This window comes from Shewanella sp. 30m-14, assembly GCF_052977125.1.
Map to the genome: position 1 here is coordinate 1 of NZ_JBRILW010000017.1, position 24,063 is coordinate 24,063.

19 protein-coding genes are annotated in these 24,063 nt (G+C 42.0%); 11 read left to right on the plus strand and 8 right to left on the minus strand.

The annotated features are described in order from the left end of the window. Positions 1–121: 121 nt before the first annotated feature. The 4 genes from ACVBIU_RS13260 to ACVBIU_RS13275 form a co-directional block, all read right to left on the minus strand. Positions 122–1,021: an ABC transporter ATP-binding protein gene (locus ACVBIU_RS13260; RefSeq protein WP_447159943.1), complete on the minus strand. Its 900-nt coding sequence runs from the start codon at positions 1,019–1,021 to the stop codon at positions 122–124. Continuing rightward, positions 1,018–1,827: an ABC transporter permease gene (locus tag ACVBIU_RS13265; protein ID WP_447160017.1), complete on the minus strand. Its 810-nt coding sequence runs from the start codon at positions 1,825–1,827 to the stop codon at positions 1,018–1,020. Before ACVBIU_RS13265 ends, ACVBIU_RS13260 begins: the two co-directional genes overlap by 4 nt. Before the next feature lie 134 nt (positions 1,828–1,961). Continuing rightward, positions 1,962–2,609, minus strand: coding sequence for a YceH family protein (locus ACVBIU_RS13270; RefSeq protein WP_447164052.1), 648 nt, complete (start codon positions 2,607–2,609; stop codon positions 1,962–1,964). A gap of 119 nt (positions 2,610–2,728) precedes the next feature. Continuing rightward, a complete protein-coding gene (locus ACVBIU_RS13275) occupies positions 2,729–3,562 on the minus strand; it encodes a CvfB family protein (RefSeq protein ID WP_447159941.1) in 834 nt (277 codons plus the stop codon). Positions 3,563–4,187: 625 nt separating this feature from the next. On the opposite strand from ACVBIU_RS13275, the gene speA reads away from it, so the two are divergent. From speA to ACVBIU_RS13310, 7 genes are all read left to right on the plus strand, one after another. Next, entirely contained in the window at positions 4,188–6,101 is a 1,914-nt protein-coding gene (gene speA, locus ACVBIU_RS13280) for a biosynthetic arginine decarboxylase (RefSeq protein WP_447159940.1), read from the plus strand. A gap of 201 nt (positions 6,102–6,302) precedes the next feature. After that, positions 6,303–7,223, plus strand: coding sequence for an adenosylmethionine decarboxylase (locus ACVBIU_RS13285; RefSeq protein WP_447164053.1), 921 nt, complete (start codon positions 6,303–6,305; stop codon positions 7,221–7,223). Positions 7,224–7,247: 24 nt separating this feature from the next. Continuing rightward, positions 7,248–8,177: an agmatinase gene (gene speB / locus ACVBIU_RS13290; RefSeq protein ID WP_447159938.1), complete on the plus strand. Its 930-nt coding sequence runs from the start codon at positions 7,248–7,250 to the stop codon at positions 8,175–8,177. A 145-nt stretch (positions 8,178–8,322) separates the two neighbouring features. After that, positions 8,323–8,961, plus strand: coding sequence for a pyridoxamine 5'-phosphate oxidase (gene pdxH, locus ACVBIU_RS13295; protein WP_447159937.1), 639 nt, complete (start codon positions 8,323–8,325; stop codon positions 8,959–8,961). Between the two features lie 433 nt (positions 8,962–9,394). Further along, positions 9,395–9,970, plus strand: coding sequence for a YceI family protein (locus ACVBIU_RS13300; RefSeq protein WP_447159936.1), 576 nt, complete (start codon positions 9,395–9,397; stop codon positions 9,968–9,970). Between the two features lie 365 nt (positions 9,971–10,335). Further along, the gene (locus tag ACVBIU_RS13305; RefSeq protein WP_447159935.1) at positions 10,336–10,689 is read left to right on the plus strand and encodes a DUF3802 family protein; all 354 of its coding nucleotides are present in this window, start codon (positions 10,336–10,338) and stop codon (positions 10,687–10,689) included. Between the two features lie 578 nt (positions 10,690–11,267). Further along, entirely contained in the window at positions 11,268–12,140 is an 873-nt protein-coding gene (locus ACVBIU_RS13310; RefSeq protein ID WP_447159934.1) for a putative ATP-dependent zinc protease, read from the plus strand. Between the two features lie 57 nt (positions 12,141–12,197). Here the strand turns inward: ACVBIU_RS13310 and ACVBIU_RS13315 are convergent, their stop codons facing one another. After that, positions 12,198–14,759, minus strand: a complete 2,562-nt coding sequence (locus ACVBIU_RS13315) for a PDC sensor domain-containing protein (RefSeq protein ID WP_447164054.1) — start codon at positions 14,757–14,759, stop codon at positions 12,198–12,200. A gap of 261 nt (positions 14,760–15,020) precedes the next feature. Next, complete coding sequence (locus ACVBIU_RS13320) at positions 15,021–16,517, minus strand: methyl-accepting chemotaxis protein (RefSeq protein WP_447159932.1); 1,497 nt, start codon at positions 16,515–16,517, stop codon at positions 15,021–15,023. Positions 16,518–16,967: 450 nt separating this feature from the next. Between ACVBIU_RS13320 and pheS the strand changes: the two genes are divergently transcribed. From pheS to lpxM, 4 genes are all read left to right on the plus strand, one after another. Beyond that, a complete protein-coding gene (gene pheS / locus ACVBIU_RS13325; RefSeq protein ID WP_447164055.1) occupies positions 16,968–17,951 on the plus strand; it encodes a phenylalanine--tRNA ligase subunit alpha in 984 nt (327 codons plus the stop codon). Positions 17,952–17,967: 16 nt separating this feature from the next. Beyond that, a complete protein-coding gene (pheT, locus tag ACVBIU_RS13330) occupies positions 17,968–20,355 on the plus strand; it encodes a phenylalanine--tRNA ligase subunit beta (protein ID WP_447164056.1) in 2,388 nt (795 codons plus the stop codon). Positions 20,356–20,359: 4 nt separating this feature from the next. After that, the gene (gene ihfA / locus ACVBIU_RS13335) at positions 20,360–20,656 is read left to right on the plus strand and encodes an integration host factor subunit alpha (RefSeq protein WP_142870772.1); all 297 of its coding nucleotides are present in this window, start codon (positions 20,360–20,362) and stop codon (positions 20,654–20,656) included. Between the two features lie 79 nt (positions 20,657–20,735). Continuing rightward, positions 20,736–21,674 (plus strand): lauroyl-Kdo(2)-lipid IV(A) myristoyltransferase, encoded by a 939-nt coding sequence (gene lpxM / locus ACVBIU_RS13340; RefSeq protein WP_447159929.1) that lies wholly within the window; start codon positions 20,736–20,738, stop codon positions 21,672–21,674. A 221-nt stretch (positions 21,675–21,895) separates the two neighbouring features. Here the strand turns inward: lpxM and ACVBIU_RS13345 are convergent, their stop codons facing one another. Further along, positions 21,896–22,999 carry a phosphoribosylaminoimidazolesuccinocarboxamide synthase gene (locus tag ACVBIU_RS13345; protein WP_447159928.1) on the minus strand — a complete coding sequence of 368 codons (1,104 nt, stop codon included), beginning with the start codon at positions 22,997–22,999 and terminating at the stop codon, positions 21,896–21,898. A gap of 392 nt (positions 23,000–23,391) precedes the next feature. Then, positions 23,392–24,030, minus strand: coding sequence for a bifunctional phosphoribosyl-AMP cyclohydrolase/phosphoribosyl-ATP diphosphatase HisIE (gene hisIE, locus ACVBIU_RS13350; protein WP_447164057.1), 639 nt, complete (start codon positions 24,028–24,030; stop codon positions 23,392–23,394). Between the last annotated feature and the right edge of the window lie 33 nt (positions 24,031–24,063).

Genomic DNA, 24,063 nt, shown 5'->3' on the forward strand with positions numbered 1-24,063 from the left:
CCCCAGAACAGTAAAACCAAGGCCTCAACGGTATGCCAAAAATAAAAATGCCGTTCACCTTAAGTGAACGGCATTAGCGCCTAATGGCACCGTTTAATAATAAGGCGAGTGATTGTGTCCACTAGGAGAATAGCTTCTCTTCTAACGTTCGACCTTTCAACAACGCTTTATATTGCCAGTTATGCTGTTTAAATAGGGTTAACAACGCCATCTCAATTGCATAGGCTTCTTCGCTATTATGTTTGATGAGAAACTGGTTAGACTGACGCTCCTCTATGGAGCTGATATCCGCCAATCCCAATACCGCTTCTATAAGGGAGCTTGCCTCACATTGCTGCATCGTTAGTGTTAAATAATCTTCATGCTGAGACTCATTCATAGACACTGATTGGCTGAGTTGGCCTTGCTCAAGATAAAGTACTTGATCGCATAGTTTTTCAAGCTCATCCAAATTGTGTGAACTAATGACAAAAGTCATTCTATCTGAGAGAAATTTAACTAGCTCACGGATTTTCTTCGCATTTGCAGGATCTAAACCCGCCGTAGGTTCGTCTAGTAAAACCAGCTCTGGTGAGCCTATCAGCGCTTGTGCAATAGACACACGCTTTGACATGCCATGGCTTAATGACTTGGGTTTTTGCTGGGCGCTATCGGCTAGATCAACTAAAGACAATACTCGTAGAGCTTCTGCTTTTGCCTGTTTTTTAGCATAACCTTGCAAGGTAGCAAACAACGTTAGCTGACTGATCACATCAAGATTTGGATCAAGCGCAGCATCTTGTGGTAGTGAGGCAATACGTCCAAGTAGCTCAGGACTACCAGGCTTGTGGCCTAATAATGTTACTTCTCCAGATGTTGGTGTGATATAGCCGCACAACAGACTAAATAGCGTGGTTTTACCTGCACCATTAGGGCCAACCAGTGCTATAGGCCTGCCTGCATCGAGTGTAATATCAACTTGCTTTAGCGCTTGTTTATTGCCGTAGGACTTAGATAGACCTTTGCAGTTAATTAAACTCATAGTGCGCTCCTATTGATATACATTTTGCCTAAAAATAACAGCACAACGGCTTGGATTAACGGCACTGGAGCATACATAAAGCTGCTAAGCCCTTGGGTATTTATCATTAACGAAATCTGCGAGCCAGGAAGAAGCCACTTTAATTCACTAATAATAGGTAAGTAGTTGTTGATAATCGCGATGCTAATAGACATAGCTGCCCAGACTAAGATGGCATAGATCGTTGCTTGGCGGGCAGAGCTCGCATAAAGAGACAGAATTGCCATTAATGCGGTGTAGGGCAGCAACACTATAATCAAATTAAGGGTAACGATGAGTCCGGAAAATAGCGCCGGTATGAGTAAACTCGGATCTCTGCTAATTGCGAATAAGATCGTCGCGATAACGGTTAAGGCTAGCAGCAAGCTTTGCAGTGCCATATGACCGAGAAAGCGGCCAAAGAATAGGCTGTCTCGACCCACCCTAAGGGTTAAAAATCGAAAGGTTCCTCGGGATTTATCTGTTGCAAACTGATCCGCGGATACAAAAATACTGAAAAGAGGGAAGATATAAAGCGCAGCAATCCAGTAGACGGCCATTTCGGCAACAGGCCATTTAAAGAGTTCACTGACTGCTTGTTGGCCAAAAATGCCTTCTATTAATCCTCTAAAATCTGGATTGATCAAAAAGCTTGATGCGCCACTAATGGGGTAGAGCAAGATCAGTAGCCAAACGAGGGCGAATGCGACAAGAGCGATTAATCCTCTAGGATTGAATAGCATCTTTTTGACTTCGAATTGTGCAAGTAAAAGCGTATTTCGAAGCATACTATTTTTTTGGGGGGCGTTTTGCAAACTAATCCCTTAATGTGAAGAGCGGTAGAAAGGGTCAGGTTAACACCTATTGATTAAATGGGTTAACCTTAACCTGGTAAATTAACATGATAGATAGTTAAGCTTTATCATTTATCCAGCAGTTGCTTGAGCAGTGCTTTTAACTCAATGACTTCTTGTTCAAGTATGTTAACTCTCGTTTCAAGCCCACTATTTTGTTGAATGATTGCATGATCTGCATTTTGAGATGGTTGAGAGTGTAATTCACTGTCATTGGCCTCAGTAAACAGTTGGCGGTAGCGAGCTTCACGCTTACCAGGCTCTTTAGCTAATAACATCACAAGAGGGGACTCTCGCCTTTGGAGTTCATTTAGCGTCGCTTCAACTTCGCTGACATCATGAAATTCGTGTAATCGATTACTTCGGGTTCTTAGTTCGCCTGGTGTTTGTGGCCCTCTGAGTAATAGAAGGCAGATAACTGCTAATTCAGAAGATTTAAGTTGTAGATCGCTAAACTCAGTATTACAAAAACGATGCTTGTATTTTACCACTCGACTGCCAAAACCTGATTGTTCTGAGATCAGCCTTTTTTTGGTGAGATTATCTAAGGTATTTTGTACTTCTGATTCACTGAGATCCAGAACCGGATCACGGCTGGTTTTTTGATTACAGCCAGAGGTTAAACTGTTGAGAGAAAGTGGGTATTGTTCTGGCGTGGTGATCTCTTTTTCGAGTAATACACCAATAATGCGCGCTTCGTGTGGAGTCAGCTCCATATTCACCTCTTAATAAAAAAGCATGACTTTGTTATAACAGAGCCATGCTTTAATGCAAAGAAGCTTTAATCGAGTTAACTACGCAATTGCTTTGTTTATAAGCAATATAGCGATTTAATTTATTCTTCTAGACGGATGCCATCTGGAGAAATAGTGATCTGTTTGTTTTTATATAGGCCACCGATACTCTTTTTAAAGGCTTTTTTACTCATCGATAGCTGAGAGTAAATAACTTCTGCATCGGTCTTATCATTAAGTGGTAAGAAGCCGCCAGCTTGCTTGAGCTTGATCATGATAGTCACTGAATGCTTATCTAGCTCTTCTTTTGCTCCTTTTTGTAAAATCAGGTCGATTTTACCGTCGCTTCTCATGCGCTTAATGAAGCCTTTAAGCTTTTGGCCAAAGCTTAAGCGAGTATAAACCTCGTTCTTATACAGTACGCCCCAATGGGTGTTATTGATAATCGCTTTGTAGCCAAGATCGGTGCTGCCACCAATAATAAGGTTAACTTCTTCATCTTCGCGGAATGTTGGCTGAGTGAGGTCAAGAAATTTATCTACTTTTGCAGACGCAACAATTCGGTCATCAACATGGCTAGTATAGATATAAACGAGGTACGACTTTCCAACTTCAATCTCTCGATGTTGCTCACCAAAAGGTAATAATAAGTCTTTTTCTAAGCCCCAATCCAAAAACGTACCGTATGGGCCGTTTTCTTTTGCTTCCAAATAAGCAAATTGACCCACTTGAGCGTATGGGCGGCTCGTGGTCGCAATGATCATGTCTTCTGAGTCTAGATAGAGAAATACATTAACCATATCTCCGACTCGGCAATCCTTCGGCACAGCCTTACGAGGAAGCAGTACCTGGCCCATCTCTTTCGCGTCTAAATAGACACCAAAATCAACTTGTTTGACGACTTCGAGCTTACAGGTTTTACCTATCTGGATCATGATGTTCTCTACTTTAAAAACAGTAACGATTAATTTCAGCTGCGATTATAGTGGAAATTGTTTCAATATGCTTTAGCCCGTTGAAACTAATGCTCAATAGCTCGTATTTCACTGTAATGACAAAAGGGCATTTATCACGAATTAGGGAGGAAATGCTACGTAATGTTATCACCCTATTATAAGCTAATGATAATTTGGGGATTAATTACCACTAAATGCGCTTATGAGTCTTGCATTATCATGAGTCTCAAGGTTTAATTGCGCCGCAAAAATCAGTGGGAAAAGCGCTTCGTTCGTATTCTCATTAAAAAAGTGCCTTGCAATGGTTAGGCGATACTTGAAGTAACAAATAGATTTTTATGGATTAAGTTTTACATGCTAGTTTTAAAGGCATACATTTATTACTTCATAAGAATTTGAAGTGATCTCTACTTTTGAGAGATGGCTTGTTGTTAAGTAAGTTAATGCTCTTGCAGCTACGCGTTGTGTGGTCGTAGAGAGTTTACTTAAACAGTTTATACTTTATAGGTCGATCAGAATTTTACTGATTAAAATATTCGCAAGTTGATTGCAACCTTAGTATTCAGTCAACTTAATTGAGTTAAATACACAGGTTAGGACAAATATGAGCAATTGGTCTATTGATGATGCACGCGCAAGTTACAACGTAAATCACTGGAGCCAAGGATTATACGGCATTAGCGATGAGGGCGAGGTGACCGTTTCACCGGATCCAAGTCGTCCAGACTGTAAGATTGGTTTAAATGAAATGGCAAAAGATATGGTTAAGTCGGGCGTGGCTTTACCTGTTTTGGTGCGTTTCCCACAAATTTTACATCATAGAGTTAATAGTCTGTGTCAGGCATTTAATCAGGCTATTCAAAAGTATCAATATGAAAATGATTACTTGCTTGTTTATCCGATCAAAGTAAACCAACAGCAAACTGTTGTGGAAGAGATCCTGGCTAGCCAAGTGGCAAAAGAAGTGCCACAGCTTGGCCTAGAGGCGGGCAGTAAGCCAGAGCTAATGGCTGTTTTGGCAATGGCACAAAAGGCAAGCTCTGTTATTATCTGTAACGGCTACAAAGATAAAGAGTACATTCGACTTGCGCTAATTGGCGAGAAGCTTGGCCACAAGGTGTACATTGTCCTTGAGAAGATGTCAGAGCTTAAAGTCGTACTTGAGCAAGCGAAAGAGTTAGGTGTAAGACCTCGCTTAGGCTTACGTGTACGTCTTGCATTCCAAGGCAAGGGCAAGTGGCAGGCCAGTGGCGGCGAGAAGTCTAAGTTTGGCCTAAGTGCTGCACAGGTATTGCAAGTGATCAATTCGCTTAAGCATGAAAATATGCTTGAGTCATTAGAGTTACTGCACTTCCACCTAGGTTCTCAAATTGCCAATATCCGTGATATTAGACAAGGCGTAAGTGAAGCGGGTCGTTTCTACTGCGAGTTGATGAAGCTTGGCGCTAGCGTTAAGTGTTTCGACGTCGGTGGCGGTCTTGCTGTTGATTATGATGGTACTCGAAGCCAAAGTAGTCATTCAATGAACTACGGCTTAACCGAGTACGCTAACAATATCGTTAGTGTGTTGACCGATATGTGTAAAGAGTACGAACAGCCAATGCCGAGAATTATCTCTGAGTCTGGTCGTTACTTAACTGCACACCATGCGGTATTGCTAACTGATGTGATCGGTACTGAAGCATATAAGCCTGAAGATATTCAACCGCCAGCGGAAGATGCACCTCAGTTATTGCACAACATGTGGCAGTCGTGGGTTGAAGTCAGTGGTAAAGCAGACCAGCGTGCTTTGATTGAAATTTTCCATGATTGCCAAAGCGATCTGACCGAAGTTCACTCTCTGTTTGCTGTTGGTCAGTTGGGATTAGCCGAGCGAGCATGGGCTGAGCAGGTTAATTTACGTGTTTGTTACGAACTTCAGGGCAGCATGAGCGCTAAGTATCGTTTCCATAGACCGATTATAGATGAGTTAAACGAAAAGTTAGCTGACAAGTTCTTTGTAAACTTCTCTTTGTTCCAGTCGCTTCCTGATGCATGGGGTATCGATCAGGTATTTCCTGTGATGCCTCTGTCTGGTTTAGATAAAAAGCCAGAAAGTCGCGCTGTTATGCTAGATATTACTTGTGACTCTGACGGGACCGTAGATCAGTACGTAGACGGTCAAGGTATTGAAACCACGCTACCCGTGCCTGCATGGACACAAGAGAGCCCATATTTAATCGGCTTCTTCTTGGTAGGCGCATATCAAGAGATTTTAGGTGATATGCATAACCTATTTGGTGATACAAACTCGGCGGTTGTTCGTTTGGACGAAGATGCCCGCACTAACGTTGAGTCGGTATTAGCTGGTGATACGGTTGCTGACGTACTGAGGTATGTGAACTTGGATGCGGTTTCATTTATGAGAACCTATGAAGAGTTAGTGAACAAGCATATTGCTGAAGATGAACGCGCCAATATTCTTGAAGAGCTGCAGTTAGGTCTTAAAGGTTACACTTACCTAGAAGATTTCTCTTAACCCAGAGATGAGCTGCGCGTAAGCTATGCCACAATGGTATAAATAGCTTGTTTGCTATAACCAGCTTTAAGTTCGCTTGAAGCTGGTTTTGTTTTTACGTCAGCATGCAAGGCGGCTGCTAGCCTTTATAAGTACGTTCATGACGTAGATGTAAGGTGTGTTCAGCGTTAAAAAATCGATATGGTTAGGAGCCCCGATAGGATGTTTTTTGAAGGTTCAGAAAAGAAAATAGAGCTACAAGTCAAGAGTAGTTCTGTGTCACTACGCTTTTTACCTCATTCATTTTGGCAGCAAGTATTAAGTTTTGCAGATGCCGAGATCCTGTCGAGCCTTTCAAATTCGCACTGCGATGCTTATGTATTAAGTGAGTCGAGCTTATTTGTTTGGGAGCAAAAATTGCTGCTAATCACCTGTGGTAATACACGCCTTATCGATGCCGTGATGTGTGTTATTGATAGGGTTGGGACCGAGCACATATCCGGATTAAGCTACCAACGTAAAAGTGAGTTTTTATCCCACTTACAAGCGACGCGCTTTGAAGACGACGTTGAACAGCTTAACGCAAAAATGGCAGGCACAGCTTATCGAGTTGGACATTTAGATAACCATCACCACTACCTGTATTGCAGCGAGAACGCGCAAAAAAGTGATGCGAGTTCGTGCTTGTTGATGTATCACATCAAGGGGGCGGTGGCTCAGTATCTACGTGGGGAAAGGCAGTCGGCGACAGAGATCCGCACCTTATTGGATCTTGAACGTTTGTTACCTCATTTTGAGTTTGACGATCACTTGTTTCAACCGTGTGGCTATTCAATCAATGGACTGTTTGAAGACAAGTTTCTGACCATACATATCACGCCTCAGGAGCGAAGCTCTTACGTGAGTATTGAAACTAACTTGAATTTTTTACACTATCCGTTCAATATTTTTGTTGAGATGTTAAATATATTGAACCCCAGCAGTTGGGACATCATTGGGATGAATATGCAGATAGACAACCTAGGCTTTCCTTCACATCGAAGGCTAGCGAGTTGTGATCTACAGTTAAATCAACTCAATGACTTTAATTATAATCACTATATTCAGTCTGATTGTGAGACGCTATTAGCTGAAGTATTGTGACTCTAGACACTTTATGGAGTATGTATGACCACTATTGCAGATAAGCCTGATTATTCGCTTTACTCAAATGCATTTGGTTACTTAAGACAGCCGTTAGACTTTAAACCGCTTGAAGGTGACGCAGATGTCGTAGTACTAGGCTTACCATTTGATATGGCGACTACTGGCCGCTCTGGCGGCCGTATGGGCCCTGGCGCTATTCGTAACGCTTCAGTGAACTTGGCGTGGGAAGAGACCCGTTGGCCTTATCAGTTTAAATTAAGTGACCACGTGAAAATCGTTGATGCCGGTGACTTAGTTTATAACTGTGGTGATTCAGCTGACTTTACCCAGCGTGTAGAAGATTTCGCGACCAAGATCCTAGAGGCAGATAAGGCGATGCTTAGCTTTGGTGGCGATCACTTTGTGACTCTGCCTCTACTACGTGCTCACTATAAGAAGCACGGTAAGATGGCACTATTGCATTTTGATGCGCATACCGACACATATAGTCAAGGTAGTAAGTATGATCACGGTACCATGTTCTATCATGCTCCAATTGAAGGCCTAATTGCTGCAGAAAACTCAATTCAAGTGGGTATTCGTACCGAGTACGATACTGCAAACCATCTTTTCAAAGTGATCGATGCAGCCGCCGCCAACGAAATGAGCGCAGATGAGATTGTTGCGCAAATTCGTGAGCGTGTTGGTGATATGCCGCTTTACGTGACTTTCGATATCGACTGTTTAGATCCTGCTTTTGCACCAGGCACTGGTACGCCGGTATGTGGAGGCCTGACAAGTGACAAAGCGATGAAGATTATTCGTGGTCTAAAAGGCATGAAGATTGTCGGTATGGATGTTGTAGAAGTGGCTCCAGCTTACGATAGCGCTGAAATCACCGCATTAGCGGGTGCGACTCTTGGTTTAGAGATGCTGCATGTTTGGGCTGAGTCTAACGGTAAAGTGAAGTAATTTTATCTAAGTCGCCTGTTACTAGGTGAGCACATTTCGCTAGAGTCTTTATCAAAAGGCTCCCGTAGAATGCTTAAGATTGTTATCATTAAAGAAGCGCTAAATTGAGCGCTTCTTTTTTTAGGTTCGATGAAAGGATTGATAAATGTCAGAACTTAGCGATATCAGACGCGAATACACATTAGGCGAGTTACATAGTGAAAATGTACCCAATGATCCTATGGACCTGTTTAACGCCTGGCTTGAAGTGGTTCGAGATTCACAAATTCAAGATCCTACAGCTATGTCTGTTGCCACTGTGGATGAGCATGGTCAGCCTTTTCAACGAATCGTATTACTCAAGCGTTTTGGTGATGATGGATTTGTTTTTTTCACTAATTTAGAGAGCCGTAAAGCGCAGCATATTGCCAATAATGCTCAAGTTAGTATCTTATTTCCGTGGCACAGTTTAGATAAGCAAGTTGCTATTACTGGCGTTGCAGAACCTCTGTCTACCACTGAGGTGCTTAAATACTTTATCAGCCGTCCTAAAGAGAGTCAGATAGCCGCTTGGGTTTCAAAGCAATCTAGCCCGATTAGCGCGAGAAAAGCACTAGAGACTAAATTCGCCGAGATGAAAGCAAAGTTCTCTAATGGTGATGTGCCTTTACCTAAATTTTGGGGAGGCTATCTCGTTCGCCCTAAAAGTATTGAATTCTGGCAGGGCGGAGAGCACCGGCTACATGACCGATTTATTTATACTAAAGTTGGTAATGACTGGGAACGAAGTCGTTTAGCGCCATAATTAAAAACATAAAAGCCGCATACTCTGCGGCTTTTGTATTTTTCGCTGTCGACTTCCGCATTAAACGACGTCGCAAGGCCATCGTCAATCCCTCATTTATTCGCCTTGAATTAGTTCGTCAAAAACACTCTTATATCGATTGGAATAGCACATCCTTTGGCTTTCAATGCGTTTGCCAAGAAGTACTCTTAGTTGATGATGTTCTTAATACTGAGTAGGGGCAGGAGTCAGGGCAGCACAGCTCGTTTTACATTGGTTACTCGTTTTTAGTCGTTAAGAAATTACGCTAGATAGGAGAACTTGCCCTAATATAAAGAGTGAAAATTAGCCAGTGTTGCAAAAAGTACTTTTTGTTTACCTTGAGCGTGCTAAATTAGCTGTAACTTAATATGGATGTAAATACCAATAATCATCTTAACGAGAGGGAAGGAATATGAAGAGTATTATCACTGGTTTACTATTATTGCCGTTATCATTTATTGCTTCAGCAGCGACATGGAATGTTGACAATGATGCTTCAAATGTGAATTTTATATCGATTAAAAAAGGCGATATAGGCGAGATCCATTATTTCGAGTCGATGGCCGGTACGCTCAATGATAAGGGAAAGTTCAGTTTATCGATTTCGTTAGCGAGTGTCGTGACCAATGTTGAGATCCGCGATGAGCGTATGGAGTCATTGTTATTTGAAGTGGATAAATATCCTAAGTTAACACTCTCTGCAAACATTGAGCCTAAACTTGTCAATGACATTCCAGTTGGTTCAATATTAATTACTAGCATAGATGCTGAAGTTGCATTACACGGTAAAAAGCAAACTATGGCGTTTACAGTGAGTATCGCTAAGTTATCAGACTCTAAGATCCTCGTGGCTAGCGTGATGCCGACTATAGTCAATGCTGAGAGCTTTGGCTTATCTTCAGGGGTTGATAAATTGCGAGAAATTGCAGGTTTATCAGCGATAAGTAAGGCTGTTCCAGTCTCCTTTATGCTTAGTCTTAGCAAGTAGTTGTAACGTCCTGATTGATTGCTTGGACACCTGATGATCCTGTGATAAATGAGTTCTATATAGCCTATCCTAATGTTAAAGCTATATTCGATTAAGCAAAATGTAAGGCCTGCATGCAATGCTACACTATTGCATGCAGGCCTTTTTATTTGCATGATTTTAGGTTTCAGGGCTTGTCTAAAGGAGTTACAGCATTAACGTATTCAAAAACGTGTGCCGAGTCTTTATTAATTATATTCAGATGATTTTCAATTAGGTAAAAACTCAGATAATATTCTTACATAATTTAATAATAGGCTTGTTAAACGCTTTTCGTCATTGAAGCGTATAAGCAATGAACACATTTGATGTGTTTTAGGTTGAGTATGGTTACCGATAAAGACGGCTATATCCACTTGGTTCAGTATCTGACTGAACATTTAGGTATTTTTGAAAACTCGCAGCAACAAAGTGTTACCGAAGACACGGTAATGGAGCTTTTTGAAGAGCAACTGGCTGCACAAATTATTATGGTTTGTGGCCAAAATCCTTCTTTGACCTTTAGTCAAAGGAACATAGTGATCCGTGAGGTCGACTCAATTGTGTATGATCTTGAAGAAATATTAGCGAGGGTTTCTACTCATAAAGCAACTGCAGAGCAATCTGTGTTTATTACTGAATTCTCATGTCTTATTAAGAATTTATTTGATCAAGAAATAGCAAGTTTGATAGTGGCTTAACGCCAAAAATATTATATTTAGTTACAGTATTTTCGCTGTTCCAGCTTGTTGGCTTTTGCCTAAAGGCATAATGTAGCTGCAATGGTATAGGAGAGCGATATGCTGACCAAAGTTAAAAAGTCTATGAATAGGCAGTATTTGTTTGTTTATGCGTGTTTGTTCATATTCTGGCTTTTTCTAAGACTGTTCAGTGAGAATGCGTTTGATCTTGGTTGGGGATTTTTTCCTTTGGTGATCTCTTTGCCATTTGTGCCTTTTATTCTAGTGTGGTTAGCGGTGCAGTTTTATCGACACTTTAAGCTATTAAGAACACATATAAATCAAAAATGGCATTTTTGCCACTGTACCTGTACAACCGCATTGTTTAGTTTGTTTGTATTTAACGTTTTTTATTAAATGCTGGTAGTTTTTTATCAACTGATAGCGGCCTTTTAGTCGCCCAGTTGTAAGCGTTCATACAGCTTAGCTATGTCATACAATTGCTATAGATAGTCTCAACCTCTTTATTCACTTCTAAATCTTGCTATCATAAACGCAAGATCATTTATGTTGTTTTTTTAACGAATTAAGGAATCACGATGCTTAAAAACGTAGGGTTGTGCTTATTGATCCTGACGTCATCATTGTCGGCGACAGCAAGCGAGAAAGCGGTGATAGGTTCAACCGCAAAGATGTCAGTTGCTTCTGGCCTTTCATATGTTGCCCGTATCGATACTGGGGCAGTTAACACGTCGTTACATGCCTACGATTTAAAGGTTGAGGGCGGTAGTGCTAAGAATATGAAAGATAACATTGGCAAAATGGTGTCTTTTACGACTGAAAATAATGCTGGCGAGAAGCAGCGTTTAAAAGCCAAAATCGTAAAAACCTCAACGGTGAGCAATTCTCAAGGTACAGAAACTCGTTATATGGTCGATTTAGATGTTGGCTATAAGGGCAAAGAGCGTAAGGTTAGGGTGAATTTAAGGGATCGTAGTCACATGGACTATAAGCTCTTAATCGGTCGTAACTGGCTTAAAGGTCGTTATGTTGTCGATGTATCAGAGAAAAAGCTGATAGGCCCAACGGCGGCGATTAGTGTTGTTGAGTCGGGATTAATGTTTAAGACACGCATAGACACTGGCGCGGTTGAGAATTCGCTGCATGCCTATGATATGAAAATTGATAATGAAGATCCTGACATGGAAAAAAATGTCGGCAAAGTCATTCACTTCATGACTGAAAATGAAAAGGGTGAGTCTCATTTAGTAAAGTCTCGCATTGTTGAAACTTCGCTGATCCGAAATGCTCAAGGCAGTGAGATCCGTTATATGGTTGAGCTCAAGATTGGCGAGCCGGGTCAAGAGTATAAAGTGAAGGTGAATTTAAGAGATAGAAGTAAGATGTCTTATAAGCTCTTAATCGGTCGTAACTGGCTACAAGGACATTATATCGTGGATGTATCGCGTTAAAAATACACTTTTTGATATAAAGAGCTGAGCCGCACATTTTTGTGCGGCTTTTTTGATTTAGCTTAAAGACGCCACCGTTAACTGATAGGTTAATAACGTTTTGTAGTGCGGATCTTGCTCTAAACGCGTGACGTCAAGTTGGCCTCTAAACTCACTTTTCAGCCAAACTGATAGTGCCGATAGCGTGCCTTTGACTTCGTTATTCTTCAGTACTTGCTGTAAAGCGGCTAATTTAGTGTCATCGAAACCTTTACCATTATCATAAATACGCATTAGGACTTGATGCTGCTTTTTGCTTAGTTCTATCTTTATATGCTGCGTTTCTTTTCTTTGGGTAAACGCATCGATAATGGTATTGCTAATTGCGCGGTAAAAAATCAGAAGAAAATGCCAATGAACACCATCAACAATAAGTCGACTGTCGCTATCTACAGTGAGTTCAATATTGTTGGAAGCGAGTTTTGGTTGTAATAGGGCAACGATGTGCTCAAGCAGTAGGACTAAATCGATAGGCTTAGCGACATAGTCCTGGGCCGAAAACAGGTACTCCAAGTGCCTTAAGCGCACGGTTTGCTCTGCTAATTCTGAGTTAAAGTCTACGATAGGCAATTCGCCTTTCGCTAACTTGTAGGCATTTGCAGCTAAATCATCTTGCTTTCTAAAGATGGGTTTCACGATTGCGGCAACAAGAGAGGGGTATAATGCTTGATTCTCAATTTTAACCTTCTCAAAGCTAGCACTACGATTTGTTTCAAGTTTTACTTGTTCACTTTCACTGAGTAGCCGCTTATTAGTTAGCTCAAGCTGCTCAATAAAGCGGATATTATCGGTTGTTTCCCTTGTCAGTATTTCAAACTGCGCTTTTTTCTTAAGTTCAATCTCTTTAGTTGCACTGATATCGAAAGCGATGGTTCCGACCGAACTCACTTGTTGCTGTGCGTCCAGAATTGGAAACTTAGTCACAAGGTAAGTGTGCTGTTTTCCCTCCCTTGGGAACGTTTGCTCATAACTGAGTTCAAGTTTACTCTCGATAACCTTAAGATCGTTCTCATGGTTTATCTGCGCTATCTCTCTTGGCATGATAAGACGGTCTCTTACCCCAATGATATCTTCACGCTTACGTGACAATGTGCGGCAGAATTGATCATTGACTAGAGTAAATTCACCTTTGATATTGATAATGAAAATTAAGTTATGAGCGGAGTTAAGTACAGAGTTCAGTTGCTCTTTACTTTGTTTAAGTTCTGTTTGTGCTTGCTGCTGTACATCCAGTTGAAGCTCTAGAGCGAGGTTTGTTGCATCTAAGCTGGCTAACGCTATTTCTAACTGCCGAGTACGCGAGCTAAAGGCTTTGGCTAGCATACCTATTTCATCACTACGTGTACTTGCTTCAAGCTCAATTTTAGCGGCATTGCTGTCATTTAACGCTCGAACCATACGGCTAATTGGAGTGATAAAGAGTTTATTTTGCATGATGAAAAGTAGCATCAAGGCAATAATCTGTATGCTAACAAGATAAATACCAACAGAGCTTGCTAATGATTGGTTATTGTAGGCAATACTAGATATAGGGGTAACGAGCACTATTTTCCAATACGTACCAGGCATAAGGAAGATGGTCACTATGACCGGCTCTTTGAGCCTAGGATCACTATCTAAGCGCAGGCTGGCGACAAGTTTAACTTGCATGAGCTTGTTATTTGCATTTTGATTGATTAGCGCGATCAGCTTAGCACGCTCATGGCTCGGCACATTCGTGATATCTTTTTCAAGTAATTTGTCTTCGTAAGCTTTTGTTGCACTAGCGGTTTCAATGAAGTCGGCATCAATTGTTGCAATGATATTCTGTAATGAGGCAAATTCGGTGTAGGTTTTAGAAAATGTTGCAAAAGGCTGAAATAGTTCAGGATTCTTTATTGGAGTTCTATCATCGATATCGATATCTGGATAAGACAGTAAGCGGTTTTGTTGATCAAGAGCAAACACATAACCACCTTGGCTGGATATTGCCGTGGTGAAAAAATTATCAATGCTCGATAACGCGACATCAACAGTGGAGACGCCGATAAACTTATGCTCTGACCACATAGGTACCGAGGCCGTTATCATTGGGATTTCAGTGAAAGGGTCAATATAAGATTTTGACCAATAAGTCGTATCTGTCGGGTAATACTTAGCTGGAATATACCAGTTTTCGTTGTAATAGTGAGGGGGGGCATCGGCGTTATAGTCATTTACTTTAATCAGTTCATCAGCCAAATTACGTGCCCAAAAATAACTATTTTTTCGCTTATCTGTGTCAAAGGCGAATGGTTCAGGCCAAATGCCGCCCCCTAATATTACCTCTTGTTGTCCAGGTTGATTGAGCAGTGCGGGAATGGCCAGATCCAATTGATTAGGTTGCTGTTGATACAATTCACCAAGTGTTCCTATCGATACGGCAAGGTTTTCAATTCTGTTGGTTTTTTGCTGCAGTTTAGCCGCAATAGTTTTACCCAGATTAATACTCAGTGATTGTTGGTTGTCGATTAAACGGGCAGTTTCAATGGATTTTAGAAACCCTACGCTAGCGATAATAATCACGGCTGCAACAATGAGTTGAACCAACATTAATTTCATTGGCAAGCTTGAACGCCAATTGGTCAGTTTTATGGAGCTTGCACTCGTTTTGGCCATGTTTGTTATGTGCTCAGGTTAAGAGTATCCCCTTATTTAGTATCCGTACTGAAAAAGGAATGAAGCGTGGAAGTCCTATTGAACGTATTATATAAGCCTTGTTGTTTTATTGTAAAACAAACTCGTTGATCTATGTTTTTATTTTATTGCAAAAAATAAAAAAAAACAGCCTATTGGCTGCTTTTTATAACGTTAATACAGGCGCTATACTTTTAGACCAACGAGCAGTTTATCTAATTGCTCGGCTGTCGCATGCAGTTCATCACAGCCTGAAACGGATTGATTGGCTGATTGCTCCACATCATGAGACTGATTGCGAATATCCATTAGATTGGTTGCGATTTCATTAGCGACCGCTGATTGCTCTTCAGCAGATGTCGCAATTAAAACGCTCATCTCATAAACTTTAGCGCTGTGATGAGCAATCCCTTGTAGATCTTTGCCTGTGTCAAGTACGTGCTTCTTGCCGTCCTCAGCCTTCTCTACGGTACGACTCATTACCTGTTTTAAGTCGCGGGCACCTGACTGAAGCGCTTCAATCATGGTTTTAATTTCAACCGTTGCAGCCTGAGTTCGACCAGCCAGAGTTCTGACTTCATCGGCAACGACAGCAAAGCCACGCCCTTGCTCTCCGGCTCGGGCAGCCTCAATGGCTGCGTTCAATGCGAGTAAATTAGTTTGCTCGGAAATGGCATTAATGGTGGTGACGACCTCGTCAATTTTAGCTGCGTTTTCATTGAGGTTATTAACAGCATCAGAGGCATCTGCAATTTCATTTGATAAGCTGCCTATCGCGTCAACAGTGATGGCTATATCACGAGAACCTGCATCAACTTGCACATTGGCTTCTTGGGTTTCACTTGATGAAAGCTCAGCATTACGTGAAACTTCTATGACGGCTGCGGTCATCTGCTCCATCGCGGTTGCTAAAGAATCAATGTGCTGGCGTTGATTCATGGCTAACGATTGGCCCTCTTCAGCAGTATTTCTAAAGGCTTGCACAATATTACGGATCTGTGAACTGGCGTTGGTCATCTCGCTTACAAGCTTATGCTGACGCTCAACTAGCGTATCTATGCTAATCGCAAGAATGCTAAATTCGTCTTTAACTTCAAAAAAGTTGAGTCGACCCGTTAAATCGCCATCAGCGGCTCTTTTAAGCGCCATCACATTGGTAAACAGTGCACCACCAACGAAGCTAGAGATATAGTAACTGGTGATTAAGATTATCGAGATTAATATCGCTAAGGCGATATAGGCGACATACTCGTTATGGATGTCGTTGATTTGTTCGCCATACAGGGTTGTAATCAGACCGTTTGGGCTCACCGGGCTGACACTTTCTATTCTATTGCCATTAATCTTGATGTTGCCGCCGCTTTCTGCAAGCGAGACTAATTGGCTGGACCCCGTCTGCTGGTGGGTGACAGTGAGCTCACCTTCAATGGAGCTTAAGAATGCGCTTCTGTTTGCTTCGGGAATATATTGATAAGCGCTATCGAGTGCTTCATTGAGTGTCTGGTTGAATACTTGGGTTTGAGAGAGCTGAGCATCAAGTAGGTTTTGTTTGTATTCGCTATTTAACAAAACAGCCAAACCAACTAGCGTGATGATAGGAATTATCGCCATTAGAGCGAATTTGGTTTTTAGTGTCATATGGATAAGGTACTTATCTACCCAGCGGAACTTAACTTCTTTCATAATGTTCTCTTATTTATAAATCGCATACCTGACTATTTATCGGAAGATTATGCCGTTTCTTAACTCTTTTTTTGCTCATTATCGGTAATTTGCTTGTTTGTTGTTCACTATTGTTTTTAAGTGATTGAATATTAATGTTTCTAATTTGTAGCGGCTTGGCAGTCAAATAGTGTGGCTATCATTAGGTTTTCAGTAGTTGTTGTGATTTAGGTTGTACTTTTACCGCTTCACTAAGTGGCAGTTAGATTAACAATTGATGGATTTAATGCTCATTGAGTAAAGCCTTGTATAAGGACTAAACAAAATAGACAGTTAGCAGGGGAAAAGGTGAATTAGTCCTAGTCAAATCATCCTGTCTAACGTAAAATTTTAGTCTTTTTCTATTTTCACTAAGAAAATACGTTAGCCCAAAAGTCGTAGGTCTAGCACTTACTTGCACTGGAAGAGATGATGTCACAGTTAACAGAGATCGTAGAACAGGCTTTAGCCGCCATCGAAGGAGCTACAGATTTAAAAGCTCTCGATGACCTCCGTGTCGATTACCTTGGTAAGAAAGGTAAAATCACCGACATGATGAAAATGATGGGGAAACTTCCTCCGGAAGAGAAGCCCGCTTTTGGTCAAGCCGTGAATCAAGCAAAACAAGCGGTTCAACAACAACTGTCAATTCGTATTGATGGTCTTAAAGCCGCTGAACTTGAAGCGCAATTAAAAGCTGAGAGTATCGATGTGAGCCTGCCGGGTCGTCGCATTGAGAACGGTGGACTGCACCCTGTAACTCGCACGATTGAGCGTATTGAAGCTTTCTTTGGTGAGCTAGGCTTTACGGTTAAAGACGGCCCAGAAATCGAAGATGACTTTCATAACTTCGATGCATTAAACATCTCTGAGCATCATCCTGCACGTGCAGATCACGACACTTTCTACTTTAATCCGAAAGTGATGTTGCGTACGCAAACATCTGGTGTACAGATCCGTACCATGGAGCATGAAAAGCCACCTTTACGCATTATCTCTCCTGGTCGTGTATATCGTAACGATTATGACCAAACGCATACGCCAATGTTCCACCAGGTAGAAGGTTTACTTGTCGCTGAGAACGTTAACTTTGCAGAACTAAAAGGCATTTTGCACGATTTCTTACGCAATTTCTTTGAAGAAGATTTAGAAGTGCGTTTCCGTCCTTCTTACTTCCCATTTACTGAACCGTCAGCAGAAGTTGATGTAATGGGTAAAAATGGTAAGTGGTTAGAAGTACTTGGTTGCGGAATGGTTCATCCAAATGTGCTTCGTAGTGTAGGCATCGATCCAGAGAAATATTCTGGTTTTGCGTTTGGTATGGGCGTTGAGCGTCTTTCTATGTTGCGCTATGGCGTTAACGATTTACGTTCATTCTTCGAAAACGATCTACGTTTCCTGAAGCAATTTAAATAAACGGAGCTGTAATAGCATGAAATTTAGTGAATCTTGGCTTCGTGAGTGGGTTAACCCGAGTGTCAATCGCGAAGAGTTATCACACCAAATTACTATGGCCGGTCTTGAAGTTGACGGTATTGAACCTGTAGCTGCTGAGTTTAGCGGTGTTATCGTCGGTGAAGTTGTTGAGTGTGGTCAGCACCCAGATGCTGACAAACTACGTGTAACTAAAATCAATGTGGGTGGCGAAGAGCTAATCGACATCGTATGTGGCGCATCAAACTGCCGTCTAGGGCTTAAAGTTGCAGTTGCTATGGTTGGCGCTGTGCTACCTGGCGATTTCAAAATTAAAAAAGCTAAGCTACGCGGTCAACCGTCATTTGGTATGTTGTGTTCGTTTGGCGAGCTAGGCGTTGATATTGAAAGCGACGGCATTATTGAATTGCCACTTGATGCACCCATTGGCCAAGACGTACGTGAATACTTAGATCTTGATGACGCAGTTATCGATGTGGATTTAACGGCTAACCGCGCTGATTGTCTAGGTATGGCTGGTCTTGCTCGTGAAGTTGGCGTATTAAACCGCCAATCAGTAACTGAGCCGACTTGGGAAGCGGTTGCTGCGACTATCGCTGATGAAGTGAGCATTGACGTACAAGAGCCACAAGAGTGTGGACGTTACCTAGGCCGCGTTATCAAAAACGTTAACGTTAAAGCTGAAACGCCACTATGGATGCAAGAAAAGCTGCGTCGTAGTGGTATTCGCTCTATCGACCCGATCGTTGATATCACTAACTATGTATTAGTTGAGTTCGGTCAGCCAATGCACGCATTTGACTTAGCTAAGTTAGATGGCGGCATTCAAGTTCGTAAGCCTAAAGGCGAAGAGAAGCTGACACTACTTGATGGCAATGAAATTACTATTCCTGAAGGTATGTTGATTATTGCTGACCAGGCTAAGCCATTAGCACTTGCTGGTGTATTTGGTGGTGAGCAATCAGGTGTTACCACTGAAACTACCGACATTCTTTTAGAATGCGCATTCTTTGCTCCTTTAGCTATTTTAGGTAAAGCCCGTAAGATTGGTTTGCATACTGATGCATCGCACCGTTTTGAGCGTGGTGTTGACCCACAGCTGCAACAAAAAGTCATGGACCGTGCTAGCCGTCTAGTGCTAGACATCTGTGGTGGCGAAGCAGGCCCAGTCGTTGAAGCTAAATCTGAAGACAACTTACCAAAACCTGCACATATCGTATTGCGTCGAAGCAAACTAGATAAGACTTTAGGTCATCATATTGAAGATGCTGAAGTCAAAGAAATTCTAGAGCGCTTAGGCTTTAATGTTGAAGTGAGTGAAGGGCAGTGGAATGTAATCACAGCCACTTACCGTTTCGATATGGCGATTGAAGAAGACTTGATTGAAGAAGTTGCCCGTATTTACGGTTACAACAATATTCCAAATATTGCGCCTGTTGCGCAATTAAGCATGTCTGATCATAAAGAGTCTGATATCAGTCTTAAGCGTGTTCGTAGCATGTTGGTTGCCCGTGGTTTTCAAGAAGCGGTAACATACAGCTTCGTCGACCCTAAGCAGCAAGAGTTGCTCCACCCTGGTGCAGAGGCGATGATTTTACCGAACCCAATTTCGGTTGAAATGTCAGCAATGCGTCTGTCTATGTTCACCGGTCTTTTGACTGCGGTTGGTTACAACCAAAGCCGTCAACAAAACCGTGTAAGACTGTTTGAAACTGGTCTGCGTTTTGTTCCGAATGAAACCGCTGAGTCAGGTGTGTCACAGCAACCTATGCTTGCAGCTGTTATTGCCGGAAACCAAAACGATGAACATTGGTCAATGGAGTCAAAAACGGTTGATTTCTTCGACCTTAAAGGTGACTTAGAAGCGGTCATCGGTTTGACGGTTGCTGAAGCTGAATTTAGCTTTAGAGCGGCAAGCCACCCAGCGCTTCACCCGGGACAATGTGCTGAAATCTTAAGAGATGATCGCGTAATTGGCATTATAGGCACCGTTCATCCAAGCCTAGAGAAGCCATTTGGCCTAAACGGAAAGACAATTATTTTCGAACTAGAATTAGACGTGTTATTGCACGCTAATTTGCCGCTAGCCCAGACTGTATCTAAGTTTCCAGCTAACCGTCGTGATATCGCAATCGTAGTTGATGACGCTATTGCAGCAGATGATGTTGTAAAATTGATAAGAAAAGTTGGCGAAAATCAGTTGGTTGGCATAAACTTGTTCGATGTATACCGAGGTAAAGGTGTAGAGGAAGGCAAAAAGAGCCTTGCAATAGCACTCTTATTACAAGACAACGCTCGTACACTGGAAGAAAAAGAAATCGCTGAGATGGTAGACGTCGTGGTTTCTGCTCTGAAAGACGAGTTCAACGCATCGTTGAGGGACTAAAAGTATGGCACTTACCAAAGCTGAAATGGCAGAACATCTTTTTGAAACGCTAGGTATCAACAAGAGAGTAGCGAAAGAGATGGTTGAGACGTTTTTCGAAGAAATTCGTCTAGCTCTTGAAAGTGGTGAGCAGGTCAAGCTGTCTGGCTTTGGCAACTTTGACCTGAGGGACAAGAATCAAAGACCGGGAAGGAACCCAAAAACGGGAGAAGATATCCCAATTTCGGCACGTCGTGTAGTCACGTTCCGTCCGGGACAGAAGCTGAAAAGCCGCGTCGAAGAGGCTAACGCAAAGAAGTAATTGCTTTAGCGTTATAATGAAGAGGCCACTCAATCGAGTGGCTTTTTCTGTTATTCATTTGCAGTAGAGGTTTAATTCCTTGTCTAGAAAGCCAAAATATTTTGATCGACGTTTTAGCTTTAGCCTGTTACACCCTAAATATTGGCTAACCTGGGTCGCGATTTTAGTGTTGTTAATATTTGGTCTTATGCCTGCCTGGCTCAGAGATCCCATTGCACGCACACTTGCCAGACTAGTGATGAAAATTGCTAAGAAGCCGATTAATGTGGCAAGGGCGAATCTAACGACCTGCTTTCCTGAAAAATCCCATGATGAGATTGAAGCGTTAATAAAAGATAACGTGGAAAATTTTGTGATGATTTTACTTGCGCAATCCGAGTTGTTAGCGAAATCTCGCGCGAATATGAGACGCCGTGTACAACTTCATGGATTTGAACATGTAGAAAAAGCACGTGCTGCAGGTCAGCCTGTGATTTTTATCATGCCGCATGTGTGGGGTATTGAGTATGCAGGACTTAGGCTCAATCTTGAACTGCCTATGGTTTCGATGGCAAAAGCCCATAAAAATGGATTATTTAACTGGTTCAATAATCGTATGAGAAGCTCCCAAGGCGGCAATATCTACATGCGTGAAGCAGGGATCAGAGCTTTGCTGACAGAGCTAAAGCGAGACAATAGTTTTTTTTATCTACCCGATGAAGATCTTGGTCGTGAGAAGAGTGTCTTTGCGCCATTTTTGGGGACGACTAAAGCAACCTTGCCAGTAGTGGGGCGTTTAGCTCAGGCGGGGAACGCTCAAGTCATGCCGGTAAAGATTGGTTATGATCAACACAAACGTCATTTTGATCTAACGGTTATGCCTGCCATTGATCCCGATACCATGCAAGGTAAAGAAAATGAGGCGATCGCCTTAAATAAGGCGGTTGAGCAAGTTATTTTAGCGTACCCTGAGCAATATATGTGGTTCCTTAAGGTGCTAAAAACCCGCCCCGAAGGCGAAGCATCGATCTATAATTAATCTGGTTGCTAAAAATAGCGCTGCAATTGTTATTAACCATGGCTACACAAAAAAGCCGCAATGGATATTGCGGCTTTTCTATATCTAGCGCTTAGCTTTATAGCTAGCGTTTAAGGGCAGTGTTTGATTGGCTGAGCTACTTATTCATTACGCGCTTGCATACATCTACCCATTTTTGCACTAAATAAAGCACTTAACCAGCACTATAGCAGAGCGGATAACTAAACGATTAGCTGATATTCATCGCGTAAAATATCAATGATCTCTTGTTTAGGTGTGTCGCTGATATGTAGCTTCTTACCAATCACTTTCTCAGCAATTCCAACATAAGTGTTAGAGATATCCATCATGACAGATTCTGGTAGTTTATTATCTTTCGCTAGCGCAAAGCGCTCTTCCATGCGGTTCTTGTTGAGTAAGATATCAGCGTCTGGGAAGTGGTTAAGTAGCCACTGTCTGAAACCTTCTTTTGATTGCTCGATAATTTTGCCATCACGGTGAGCTGCACCATCCCAAATACGCGAGCTATCAGGCGTGCCGACCTCATCCATATAGATAAGTTTTTCATTACCAGCAGCATCGTTTACGTAGCCAAATTCAAATTTGGTATCAACAAAGATCTGATCATGCTCAGCGAGTGCGTCACTGATGACATCAAAGCCTTCTTTAAGCAGCTTCTCGTAAAGATCAACGTCTGCAAGCTTACTAAAGTTGAAACCTTGAACATGACGTTCAATATCGCTACGAGATACATTCACGTCATCAGCTTCAGGTACGCCTTCTAGGCCCGTTAATACACCTTTTGTCGACGGGGTGATTAATAGCTCAGGTAGCTTTTGATCTTTCTCTAAGCCTTCAGGGATAGTGATGCCACAAAACTCGCGCTCACCTTTAGTGTATGAACGCCACATAGAACCCGTAATGTATTGGCGTGCAATCGCTTCAATCATCACCGGACGTGCTTTTTGCACAATCCACACCAATGGGTGAGGGATGTCTAAGATGTGACTATCAGCAAGGCCTTTATCTTTAAAAAGTTTAAACCAATGATTTGAGATAGCATTTAGTGCCGTTCCTTTTCCTGGAACGCCATCTAAACCGTTCTCACCTTGCCATACGCAATCAAATGCTGAGATGCGATCGCTAATGACCATAATGGCTAGTGGTGCATCGGCAGGTACATCGTAACCTTTATCTTTAATTAACCGTGCGCTATCTTCCTCGGTTAACCAGTAAACACTGCGGACCTTACCTGAGTGAACAGGTTTGTTGGTACGAATTGGGAGGTTGTCATTTACGACTAAAACTTTATCTGCAAGATTCATAGGGCACACTTTTATTATTGAGAAGCTTAATTTTAGTGGCGCAGATTGTATCAGAAGTTACCTATTGCAACACCCTAGCAATAACGGATTTACTCTTTGTAAAAACAGTGTTTTCTATTGCGCAAAATCAGCAAGAATAAGATGGCAAAATTGAAGCAATGCGCTACTTTTGGTTTTAAATACCGATTGATTATCTTTTAAGTCGTCAATCCTTTTTATGATAATGCTTGCCCGTCAATTAAGCGTTTCATTGTTTCAGAGTGCAGTTATAAGCTCGTTTCATCTTTGCTGAAGAGTAAATTTATCAGCAGGAATAGCCGTGGCTAAACAGGAAATAAAATGGCCGCAGAGACTGCGACCATTTCCTACTCGTTAAGGCGGAGGTTATTTTTCTACTTTGCCTTATTGTGACGTTTCATCAAATTGAGATTGATGTCTTGCATGCTTAACTCTTGATCTTCAAGTAGCACTAACAAGTGATAGATCAGATCAGAGGCTTCATCAATCAATTCCGGTTTGTCATGGGTTGCAGCGGCTAATGCCGTTTCTAACCCCTCTTCTCCGACTTTTTGCGCGATACGTTTAGTGCCACGCTCAAACAGGTGAGCGGTGTAGCTTGACTCTGGGTCTTGGCCTTTACGTGATGCGATTAAGCCTGACAAGTTGTCGATAAAACTGTGGGCGTTACCGTCTTTCCAGCAACTCTCTGTGCCCTTATGGCAGGTCGGTCCGTTGGGAATAACTTGCACGAGTAAACTGTCATCGTCACAGTCTTTATCAATCGATACTAAGTCGAGGGTGTTGCCTGAGGTTTCGCCCTTAGTCCAGAGTCTTTGTTTACTGCGGCTGAAAAAGGTGACTTTTCCTGTCGATAAGGTTTGATCTAATGCAGCCTTATCCATATAACCGAGCATTAAGACTTTGGCTGTGAGGTGATTTTGCACTATCGCCGGAATTAAGCCGTCGGTTTTCTCCCAGTCCAATTGACTCAGTAAGTCGCTACCCAGTGGGTTTTGGTTAAAATTAGTCATGTTACATCCTTAATGTGAGTCAACGTCTAACTT